This is a genomic window from Bradyrhizobium sp. STM 3809 (assembly GCF_000239795.1).
Classification (GTDB): Bacteria; Pseudomonadota; Alphaproteobacteria; order Rhizobiales; family Xanthobacteraceae; genus Bradyrhizobium.
The window spans coordinates 23,667-34,102 of the sequence record NZ_CAFJ01000006.1; the positions used below are offsets into that span (position 1 = coordinate 23,667).

Below are 10,436 nucleotides of genomic sequence, written 5' to 3' on the forward strand. Positions count from 1 at the left end.
CAGCGCATGCTCAATCTCTGCTGTTTACATCCGATATTTTTACATTAAAAATTCAATGAAGAAAACACATCAGGTGCGGCGTCACTGTGGACGCAGGCAGGACCGGGGAGCATGACGATGGCTGGCAAGAGCGCTGGACAGTGGATCGATATTGCCGCCGCCGATGGCGGCACGTTCAAGGGCTACCTCGCGGTGCCCGCGTCAGGCTCCGGTCCCGGCATCGTGCTCCTGCAGGAGATTTTCGGCGTCAACGCCTCGATACGCGCGGTCGCCGACTACTACGCCGAGGAAGGCTATGTGGTGCTGGCGCCCGACCTGTTCTGGCGCTTCGAGCCGGGCATCGAACTCGGCTATGGCGAGGCCGATTTCGGCAAGGCCTTCGGCTACTATCAGCGCTTCGACGTCAATCTCGCGATCAAGGACACCGCCGACGCGCTGAAGGTGCTGCGCGCGCGGCCTGAATGCAAGGGCAAGGTCGGCGCGCTCGGCTTCTGCCTCGGCGGCAAGCTGGCCTATCTCACGGCCGCGCGGACCGATGTCGACTGCGCCGTCTCCTATTACGGCGTCGGCATCGAGGCTGATATCGGCGAGGCCAAGAACATCAAGGGCCCGATCGTCTTCCACTTCGCCGAGCTCGACAAGTTCGCTCCCGCCGAGGCGCGCGAGGCGATCAAGGCCGGCTTTGCCGGCCGCGATGATGCCGAGTTCTATCTCTATCCCGGCTGCGACCACGCCTTCGCCGCTCCGGAGCGCGCGAGCTTCGACAAGCCCGCGACCCTGATGGCGCATTCGCGCTCGATCGCCCTGTTCCGCAAGGTGCTCGGCCCGCATTACGACCTGTCGTCGCTGTGGGACAAGCACACCGAGCTCGAATTCGCGACGCGCTCGGCGGAGGCGACGATGGGCACAATGGTCGCCGAGCCCTATGTCAACCACATCCCGACCATGACCGGCGGCGTCGGCTACAAGGACCTGCTGCGGTTCTACGCCAACCACTTCATCCCGAAGACGCCGGCGGACACCAAGTTGGTGCCGATCTCGCGCACCATCGGCGCCGACCGCGTCGTCGACGAGATGCTGTTCTGCTTCACCCACGACATCGAGATCGACTGGATGCTGCCCGGCATCCCGCCGACCGGCAAATATGTCGAGATTCCCCTGGTCGCGATCGTGCGCTTCCGCGGCGACAAGCTCTACAACGAGCACATCTACTGGGATCAGGCCTCGGTGCTGGTGCAGATCGGCCTGCTCGATCCATCCAAGCTGCCGGTCGCGGGCGTCGAGACCGCCAAGAAGCTGGTCGATGAAAGCCTGCCCTCGAACACGCTGATGAAGCGCTGGGCCGAGAGCGCGCCGCGCTGATCGTGACGTGCGATGGCGACACGGGCGCCATCCCTTGAGCTGTTCTTCGCCGATCCGTCCTTCGTTCATCCGGAGTTGCATCACCATGCGTGACCATCAGATCTCTCGTCGTACGATGTTGCAGCTCGCGGGCGCAGCTGCTCTGCCGCTCGCTGCCGGCCTGCCGCTGCGCGCCGCCGATGCCGCGGCGGGCACCTTGACCATCGCCTACAACGTCAATTTGCCGTCGTTCGATCCCACCGTCGGCGTCTCCGCGGTCAACCCGACGATCCAGTCGATCTACCAGGCGATCTTCGATCCCTATATCGGGCAGGCTGCCGATCTCTCCTTCACGCCGGGCCTCTTGACGAAGTGGGGCTGGAACGAGGACCGCAGCAAGGTGACGATGGAGCTGCGCTCCGACGCGACCTGGCACGACGGCTCCAAGGTGACGCCGGAGGACGTGGTGTGGTCGCTGACCCGCGCCGCCGATCCGAAGGGCGGCAACCCCATCCAGTTCGTGTGGTCGAAGATCAACAACTTCAAGATCGACGGCCAGACCATCACCGCCGACGTCGTCGAGTTCGAGCCGGTGCTGTTCAAATGGATGGCGTTCCTGACTGGCTACGTGCTGCCGAAGGCCTATTACGAGAAGGTCGGCGCCGAGGGCTTCGAGAAGGCGCCGATCGGCTCGGGGCCCTACAAGGTCGATGCGTTCGAGCGCAACGCCTTCCTCCGGCTGAAGGCGCATCCCGGCTATTGGGGACCGAAGCCGGCGTTCGAAACCGTGGTCTTCAAGTTCGTCACCGATCCGACCAGCCGCGTCGCCGAGATCGAATCCGGCGGCTCCGACATCACCTTCGAGATTCCCTATGAGGAGTTCGACCGCCTCAAGGCCAAGCCGAACCTCGCCGGCGTGACGCAGCCGATCTCCGACATCGGCATGATCTTCCTCACCGACATCGATCCGATGCTCGACCGCAACGTGCGCCTCGCCGCCAATCACGCGATCGACAAGAAGGCGATCGTCGAGAAGCTGCTGCGCGGCTATGGCGTCCCGATCGACACGTTGGAAGCGCCGGGCTACGCGGCCTTCGATCCGTCGATCAAGGTCGCCTACGATCCGGAGCTCGCCAAGAGCCTGCTCGCCAAGAGCGGCTATTCGACGTCGAAGCCGGTCAAGTTCACCATCCAGACCACGCGCGGCTTCAAGCCGAAGGACTACGAGATGGTCCAGGCGATCGCCGGCATGTGGCGCAAGGTCGGCATCGAGGCCAATATCGAGGTCTACGAGATCGCCCAGCATTTCGAGCTGCGCGCCCGCCATGCGCTGGCGCCGGCCGCGTTCTACAATTGGGGCAATGCGATCGGCGATCCCACGACCTCGACCGGGTTCGCGATGTTCGGCCCGTCGCCGCATTCGGCGTGGAAGGGCAAGGACCTGATCGAGCGCATCGGACCCTTGTGGGGCGAGAAGGACGAAGCCAAGCGCATCGGCGGCTGGAAGGCGGTCGACAAATACATCGCCGAGGAAGGCGAGGTGATCCCGCTGCTGCAATACGTCCAGCCGATCGTGCACAAGAAGGGGCTGAAGGTGGTGCCGCAGGCCAACGGCATGATCCTGCCGCAGCTCGTCACCCAAGGTTGAGACAAGGCTGAGACGGAGCACACGGCGATGCGCTGGAGCGCCCTACTCAAGCGCCTCGCTCTGATCCCGCCGACGCTGCTCGGCGTCGGCGCCATCGTGTTCGTGCTGCTGCGCGTGGTGCCGGGCGATCCCATCGCGATGATGATCCCGCCCGGCGCCTCGCCCGCCGATATCGCGCGGCTGCGCGCGCTGTACGGCCTCGACCAGCCGCTGCTGTCGCAGTTCATCACCTGGCTCGGCCAGGTCGCATCAGGCGATTTCGGCCGCTCGATCAGCCTGCGCCAGCAGGTGTTCGAGCTGGTCGGGGCGCGGCTGCCGGCGACCTTGGAGCTCGCCGCGCTTTCCGTCGTCCTGGCGTTGCTGATGGGCACAGCCGTCGCGCTGGTCGGCAGCCTGCTGCGCGGCACGCGCGCGGAGTGGCTGCTCGATACGGCGAATGGTTTCTTCCTCGCGATTCCCGATTTCCTCTGGGCGCTGATCCTGCTGCTCGGCTTCGGCGTGCTGCTGCCGCTGCTGCCGATCTCCGGCCGGCTCGATCCGCAGCTCGCAATCGCCTTCCGCACTCACTTCTATCTCGTCGAGAGCCTGCTCACCCTGCGCCTCGACATCGCCGCCGACCTGCTGCGCCACATGCTGCTGCCGTCGCTGGCGCTGGCGCTGCCTTTCGCCGCGCTGGTCGCGCGCCTGTTGAAGGCGCAGCTCGCCGAGGCCGAGGACCAGGACTACGCGCAGATCGCCCGCACCCGCGGCTTCTCCCGCACCACCATCCTGCAGCGCGAGGTGTTTCCCAACGCGCTGATCCCGACGGTCGCGCTCTCGGGCGTGCAGGTCACCCTGCTGCTCGGCGGCACCGTGCTGGTCGAACGCATCTTCTCCTACGAGGGCATCGGCAACATGGCGATCGACGCCGTCATCAACCGCGACTTCCCGCTGATCCAGGGGCTGATCCTGACCTTCGCCGTGCTGTTCATCGCGCTCAACCTGGCCGTCGATCTCCTGGTGGCGCTGCTCGATCCGAGGCTGCGTCATGGATGAGTGCAATGGCTGATCTCGTCCTCTCCGGTCCGATCACCGCAGCGCCGTCGCGCTGGCGCAGCGCGGTCGCGCGCGGCGGCGCGCGGCTGTGGGCCGGCGGTCTCATCGTCGCGCTGCTGCTGCTGATCGCGCTGTTCGCCCCCGTCATCGCCCCGCATGATCCCGCCGAGCAGGACCTGATGTCGGCGCAGCTGCCGCCGGCCTTCATGCGCGGCGGTGAAGCCGCGTTCCCGCTCGGCACCGACAGTCTCGGCCGCTGCGTGCTGTCGCGGCTGATGTATTCCGCGCGCACCGCGGTGGCGGTCGCGCTGATCGCCTCGGCGCTGGCCGCGCTCATCGGCATCGCGCTCGGCCTGATCGCAGGCGCCTTCGGCGGCCTCTCCGATCAGCTGGTGTCGCGGATGATCGACGTCTGGATGGCGTTCCCGCCGGTGCTGCTGTCGATCGTGCTCGCCGCCGTGATCGGCGCCGGCCTCACATCCGTCATCGCGGCGATCGTCGTCGTCGACTGGACCCGCTTCGCCCGCATCGTCCGGGCCGAGACCCAGGCCCAGCTCGCGCGCGACTACGCGGCCGCGGCGCGCGTGCTCGGCCTCACCCGCGCGCAGGCGCTGCGGCTGGAGATCCTGCCCAATCTCATCCCGCTGATCGTCACGCTCCTCGCCGTCGAGATGGGCATCGCGATCCTGGTCGAGGTCATCCTCTCCTTCGTCGGCATCTCCGTCACCGGCGACACCGCGAGCTGGGGCGGCATGATCACCGAGGGCCGCCAGATCGTCTACCAGGCGCCCTGGATCATGGCGCTGCCGATCGCAGCGGTCATCGTCAGCGTCATCGGCTTCAATCTGTTCGGCGACGGCCTGCGCGCCGCGCTCGACCCGGTGCAACGCCGATGAGTGCCATCCTCGAGATCGACAACCTTCACGTCGCGATCGGCGCCGCCAACGTGCTGCGCGGCGTCTCCTTGCGCGTCGAGGCCGGCGAGGTGCGCGGCCTCGTCGGCGAATCCGGCGCCGGCAAGTCGATGGTCGGCCGCACCATCTTCGGGCTGCTGCCGTCGAGAGCGAAGATCACCGCGGGCTGCGTCAGCTTCGAGGGCCGCGATCTCCTGGCGTTGCCCGACAGGCAGCGCCGCGACCTGCTCGGGCGCCGCATCGCGCTGATCCCGCAGGATCCGATGACCTCACTCAACCCGGTCCGGCGCATCGGCGCGCAGATGGCGGCGGTGCTGCAGCTGCATCTGAAGCTGTCGAAGCGCGCCGCGCTCGCCCGCGCCGCCGAGCTGCTCACCGAGGTCGCGATCCGCGATCCCGCCCGCGTGCTCACACTGTATCCGCACGAGCTCTCCGGCGGCATGCGCCAGCGCGTGCTGATCGCGACGGCCTTCGCCTGCGATCCGTCGCTGGTCATTGCCGACGAGCCGACCACCGCGCTCGACGTCACCGTGCAGCGCCAGGTGCTGCAGCTGGTCGAGCGGATGCGCCAGCGCCATGGCGCGGCGATCCTGTTCGTCACCCACGATCTCGGCGTCGTCGCCAAGATCTGCCGCAGCATGACCGTGCTGCATGCCGGACGCGTGCTCGAGGATGGCCTCACCGCGGACGTGCTGGTGAAGCCGCATCACGCCTACACGCGCGCGCTGCTGGCGGCGACGCCGCGCGCCGACCGGCCTGCCGACGCGCTCAAGCCGGTGCCGCCGGCATTGATCGAGAGCCTGTGGGCCGAGGCGCACCGGCTCGATCAGCTCGCCGCAGCGAGGCCGGCATGAGCGAGATCCTGCTGCGCACCGGCCGGCTCGGCTTCGCCTATCCGGCGCGGTCGCGCGCGCTGTTCGGCAAGCCCGAGATGCGCGACGTCATCAAATCGGTCGATCTCGCGGTGCCGCGCGGCGCCGTGCTCGGCCTCGTCGGCGAGTCCGGCTCGGGCAAGACCACGCTCGGCCGCCTCCTGGTGCGGCTGCTGGAGCCGACCGCGGGCGGCATCCAGTTCGATGGCGTCGAGATCAGTCATCTCACCGAAGAGGCGTTGCGACCCTTGCGCGCGCGGATTCAGATGATCTTCCAGGATCCGCAATCCTCGCTCAATCCGCGGCTGCCGCTGGCGGTGACCCTGACGCGCCAGCTCGAAGTCTATGGCCGCCTCAACGGCCGGCGCGACCGCCGCGACAAGGCCGCGGCGCTGCTCGACCTCGTCGGCCTGCCGACGGCCTTCGTCGACCGCTATCCGCACGAGCTGTCCGGCGGCCAGCGCCAGCGCGCCGGCATCGCGCGCGCGCTCGCGCTGCAGCCCGACTTCATCGTCGCCGACGAGATCGTCTCCGGTCTCGACGTCTCGACCCAGGCGCACATCCTGATGCTGCTGAAGGATCTCCGAGCCAAGCTCGGGCTCACCGTCGTTTTCATCAGCCACGATCTCTCGGTGATCCGCGTGCTGTGCGACGAGGTCGCGATCCTCCGGGGCGGCGAGGTGGTGGAGCACGGCCCGGTCGGCCGCATCTTCTCCCATCCGCAACACGCCTATACGCGCCAGTTGCTCGCCGCCATTCCGCTCCCCGATGTCGAGCCGGGCTGGCTCGACGACTCCCCGTCCCGTCAGCAACCGCAGCAGCAGGGATCCGCCGCATGAGTGCACCGATCAAGGACTGCGTCGTCGTCATCACCGGCGCCACCGGCGCCATCGCGAAGGCGCTGATCGCCGAGCTGCTCGGGCGCGGCGCCGCCAAGATCTACGCCGCCGCGCGCGACGTCTCCGGCATTGCCGCGAGCAACAAGGTCGTGCCGCTGAAGCTCGATGTCACCAGCGACGCCGACGCGGCCGCCGCCGCCGCGCAGGCCTCCGACGCGACGCTGCTGATCAACAATGCCGGCGTCAATCACAACACGGCCTTCATGCTGGCGCCCGATCTCGCCATCGCCACCGAGGAGATCGAGATCAACTACCTCGCCCCATTGCGGCTGACCCGCGCCTTCGCCCCGGTGCTGATCAAGAACAAGGGCGCCGTGCTCAACATCCTCACCATCCTGGCGCGCGTGAACCTGCCGCTGATGGGCTCCTATTGCGCTTCGAAGGCCGCAGCGCTGAGCCTGACGCAAGGCCTGCGCGGCGAGCTGACGCCGAAGGGCGTGCGCGTCGCCGGCGCCCTGCCCGGCGCGGTCGACACCCGCATGACGGCGGGTCTTCCGATTCCGAAGATGACGCCGGCCGAGGCGGCGAAGGAGATCCTCGACGGCTACGAGGCCGGCGAGGAGGACATCTATGTCGGCGACATGGCCCGCGGCCTCGCGGCCGGCCTGGCGCAGGATCACAAGGCGGTGGAGAAGCAATTGGCGTCGGGGTGACGCGCGAGACTGGCAGCAAGAATGGCAGCGCAGGCGCGTGCTCCGTCCTTCGAAAGGCTGGCTGCAGCGTTCGATCTCACCCCTCATGGTGAGGAGGCGCGCAGCGCCTTCTCGAACCATGACGCCCGAGCAACGGCCTCACCCTTCGAGACGCCCGCCTGCGGCGGGCTCCTCAGGGTGAGGGGCGGGAGTTGGTCGAGCGGCTCGACTGCGCGGGGGGCCGCGAAGCTCCCGGCTCACCTCGCGAGCTCGCTGCCGGTGGCGGATGCGCGCCATCACTCGGAACTCGACCTTCATGGTGAGGGGGCCGTCTTGGCGGCGCGTCTCGAACCACGAGGCCTCAATCGTTCGATGTCAACCCTTGGTCGGAGTCCTTCAATGAAGATTGCCAAACTCATCAGCACAGCTTTCGCCGCCCTCGCCCTCTCCTCCTCCCTCGCCGCCGCCGACTCCATCCCCGGTCTGCGCGGCCACGACCACACCGGCATCACCGTGCCCGATGTCAAGGCCGCGATCGCCTTCTTCACCGACGTGATCGGCTGCAAGCAGGCGATGTCGTTCGGGCCGTTCTCCGACGACAAGGGCACGTTCATGCAAGACGTCGTCAACGTGCATCCGCGCGCCGTCATCGACGAGATCAGCATGGTCCGCTGCGGCTATGGCTCGAACATCGAGCTGTTCCAGTACGAGGCGCCGGACCAGGCCAGGACACAGCCGAAGAACAGCGATTTCGGCGGCCACCACATCGCGCTCTATGTCGACGACATCGACAAGGCCGCGGCCTATCTGAAGTCGAAGGGCGTGCGCACCATGCAGGGCCCGATCCCGATCACCGAAGGCCCGGCCGGCGGCCAGTCGATCCTGTACTTCCTGACCCCGTGGGACCTGCAGATGGAGCTGATCAGCTATCCCAAGGGCATGGCCTACGAGAAGACCGCGACCACCGTGCTGTGGTCGACGACGGAGCCGCAGAAGTAAGACGACGCGAAACCAATTCGCTCCACGTCGAAGCTCCCTCAACTCTCTCCCCGTTCCTACGGGGAGAGAGCCGGGGTGAGAGGCAGCCGCAAGGGGAGTGAATGTGGTGAGACCTGTACGCCCTCACCCGGATTGCATCTTCGATGCAATCGGTCCCCTCCCGGACGTGGCAGGACGATCACATCTGACGACCGGAGTTTTGCGCCGGTCACTCTCCCCGTCGTCATGGCCCGGTTCGTCCCGGCCATCCACGCCCTTCGATATCCTGAGAACGACATGGATGCCCGGGACGCGCCCGGGCATGACGGAGAAACTCATCCGGAGGATCGTTCTCCGGGACGGCTCCGCCATTGCGTTTGCGATAGCCCGGCCATGAGCAGGGAACGGGTACGGAAGTCAGCGAGCGCAGTCGCGCCGTTCGAACGCGACAGCTGCGAACGCGGTCAGCTCAGACCCATGCCTCAGTTGAACCCCACCGGCGCGGCGCTCGCCATCCAGCCATCCGAGCGCGTGTTGCGCGCGAACCGCTGATAGCGCGAGGCGCGGGCTTCGCGCGTCGGACCGGCAGCCGCCCCATACATCGAGCCGCCGCGCGGGTTGACGATGGTGTAGCCGGCGATCGAGCGCGGGTGCTCGCGGGTGACGTGGCCGCCGGAATTGCCGTCATGCACCAGCCAGACGTTGCCGGCGACCTGCTGCTGCAGGATCATCACGTGGCCCGTGCGGACGGCGGCCATGCCCGGAGCCGGCATGGCGCGCGGGAAGCGGCGCCAGTTGGCAGCTAGGTTGAGCTCGGGAATGACGCGGCCAAAGGTGTAGAGCGAGGCCTCGCAGCCGCAGAACGCGTGCGGACAACCCGACGGGCGGCTGCCGACGACACGACCTTCGACGACGCGGCCATCGCCCGGAATCGAGGCCATCGCGCTCATGAAGCCGTGGTGGCGGTAGGAATAGTGATGATGAGAGAAATGATGATGGTGACGAGGACGCGCCTCGGCTTGAACGGAGAGGGCGAGCAATGCGGCGACGACAAGAACAACGCGGTACATTGGAGGACTCCTGTACGCTGTGAAATCCCCCTGCCGCGCGCCAATCAACCGCTAAACATGTCCTCAAAGTGACGGAATCGCCCCTGAGCCATGCATTTGCGGGACAGAGCTGCCCGCTCATGCGGTTCCGAATTAACGTATTTGCTTGACTCGCAGTCGAAATCCCTTTCGCCAATTCCGCTGGTCCTTTCGTGTCCCAGGAGGAAAAAATGACCGCCTTCAAGGGCAGCTGCCTGTGCGGCGACGTCGCTTTCGAGGTCGACGGCCCGTTCGACAAATTCCTCAACTGCCACTGCTCGCGCTGTCGCAAGGCGAGCGGCACCGCGCATTCCTGTGAGGTCGTCGTCAAGGCGGCGGCGCTGCGCTGGCTGCACGGCACAGCCAACGTCGCGCGCTTCGACCTGCCGCAGGCGCGCAGCTTCGCCACCGCGTTCTGCACCCGATGCGGCAGCCCGATGCCGCATCTGACACGCAGCGGCCGCGAGGCCATCATTCCCGCCGGCAGCTTCGATCAGCCACTCGGCGCCGCGCCCGACCGCCACGTGCACTGGGCCTCGCGCGCCGACTGGTACATCCACGGCGAAAGCCTGCGCGCGGAGGATTGATCCGGTCGAGAGGCGTGCCGCGTGCGCCGGGCCGTTGCCCGTCGGCCAAATCAGCGACGAGGCGCGCCTTCAATCATTCGCTTCGCAGGCCTCGACCGACCGCAAAGCGACGGGTGCAATAGACCTGTTTTCCGGCGCAGCTCCAACGTGATGGATCTGTCCGCACCGACCGCGACGAAGATTCATCTTCCGTTTTTTCGAAATTCATGCTTCTCTGGGCGCATCCCGTCTCATCGACGAGGGGCGCTGCGCGGTCGTCACGAAGCGTGGAGTGCGGGATGTGGTGGGCGGGCCGGTTTGCAGCGTGAGTGATCGCGCCGACGAACAACACCGGCCCGTACGGTCAAGTCGCGTGGTCCTGGCCTCCCGAAGCTGAGGTCAAGTCTGCGGTGATGCGCGGCAAGCGCGTCCTGGAGATGACGGTGGCCAACACGCCCGGCGC

10 protein-coding genes are annotated in these 10,436 nt (G+C 67.0%); 9 read left to right on the top strand and 1 reads right to left on the bottom strand.

Annotated elements, in window-relative coordinates; translation table 11 throughout:
- Window positions 1–117 precede the first annotated feature (117 nt).
- The 8 genes from BRAS3809_RS00335 (at window position 118) to BRAS3809_RS00370 (ending at window position 8,340) form a co-directional block, all read left to right on the top strand.
- Window positions 118–1,362, top strand: a complete 1,245-nt coding sequence (locus BRAS3809_RS00335) for a dienelactone hydrolase family protein (RefSeq protein WP_008960107.1) — start codon at window positions 118–120, stop codon at window positions 1,360–1,362.
- 85 nt (window positions 1,363–1,447) lie between these two features.
- Window positions 1,448–2,989, top strand: coding sequence for an ABC transporter substrate-binding protein (locus tag BRAS3809_RS00340; RefSeq protein ID WP_008960108.1), 1,542 nt, complete (start codon window positions 1,448–1,450; stop codon window positions 2,987–2,989).
- A gap of 27 nt (window positions 2,990–3,016) precedes the next feature.
- Window positions 3,017–4,024 carry an ABC transporter permease gene (locus BRAS3809_RS00345; RefSeq protein ID WP_008960109.1) on the top strand — a complete coding sequence of 336 codons (1,008 nt, stop codon included), beginning with the start codon at window positions 3,017–3,019 and terminating at the stop codon, window positions 4,022–4,024.
- A 5-nt stretch (window positions 4,025–4,029) separates the two neighbouring features.
- A complete protein-coding gene (locus BRAS3809_RS00350) occupies window positions 4,030–4,920 on the top strand; it encodes an ABC transporter permease (RefSeq protein ID WP_035654724.1) in 891 nt (296 codons plus the stop codon).
- Window positions 4,917–5,792 (top strand): ABC transporter ATP-binding protein, encoded by an 876-nt coding sequence (locus BRAS3809_RS00355; protein ID WP_008960111.1) that lies wholly within the window; start codon window positions 4,917–4,919, stop codon window positions 5,790–5,792. The genes BRAS3809_RS00350 and BRAS3809_RS00355 overlap by 4 nt, the downstream gene beginning before the upstream one ends.
- Window positions 5,789–6,649, top strand: a complete 861-nt coding sequence (locus tag BRAS3809_RS00360) for an ATP-binding cassette domain-containing protein (protein WP_008960112.1) — start codon at window positions 5,789–5,791, stop codon at window positions 6,647–6,649. The genes BRAS3809_RS00355 and BRAS3809_RS00360 overlap by 4 nt, the downstream gene beginning before the upstream one ends.
- Window positions 6,646–7,362: an SDR family oxidoreductase gene (locus tag BRAS3809_RS00365; RefSeq protein ID WP_008960113.1), complete on the top strand. Its 717-nt coding sequence runs from the start codon at window positions 6,646–6,648 to the stop codon at window positions 7,360–7,362. Before BRAS3809_RS00360 ends, BRAS3809_RS00365 begins: the two co-directional genes overlap by 4 nt.
- 378 nt (window positions 7,363–7,740) lie before the next feature.
- A complete protein-coding gene (locus BRAS3809_RS00370; protein ID WP_008960114.1) occupies window positions 7,741–8,340 on the top strand; it encodes a VOC family protein in 600 nt (199 codons plus the stop codon).
- A gap of 461 nt (window positions 8,341–8,801) precedes the next feature.
- Here BRAS3809_RS00370 and BRAS3809_RS00380 read toward each other — a convergent pair whose 3' ends face one another.
- Window positions 8,802–9,389, bottom strand: coding sequence for a hypothetical protein (locus BRAS3809_RS00380; RefSeq protein WP_008960115.1), 588 nt, complete (start codon window positions 9,387–9,389; stop codon window positions 8,802–8,804).
- Window positions 9,390–9,598: 209 nt separating this feature from the next.
- On the opposite strand from BRAS3809_RS00380, the gene BRAS3809_RS00385 reads away from it, so the two are divergent.
- Window positions 9,599–9,994 carry a GFA family protein gene (locus BRAS3809_RS00385; RefSeq protein WP_008960116.1) on the top strand — a complete coding sequence of 132 codons (396 nt, stop codon included), beginning with the start codon at window positions 9,599–9,601 and terminating at the stop codon, window positions 9,992–9,994.
- Window positions 9,995–10,436 lie beyond the last annotated feature (442 nt).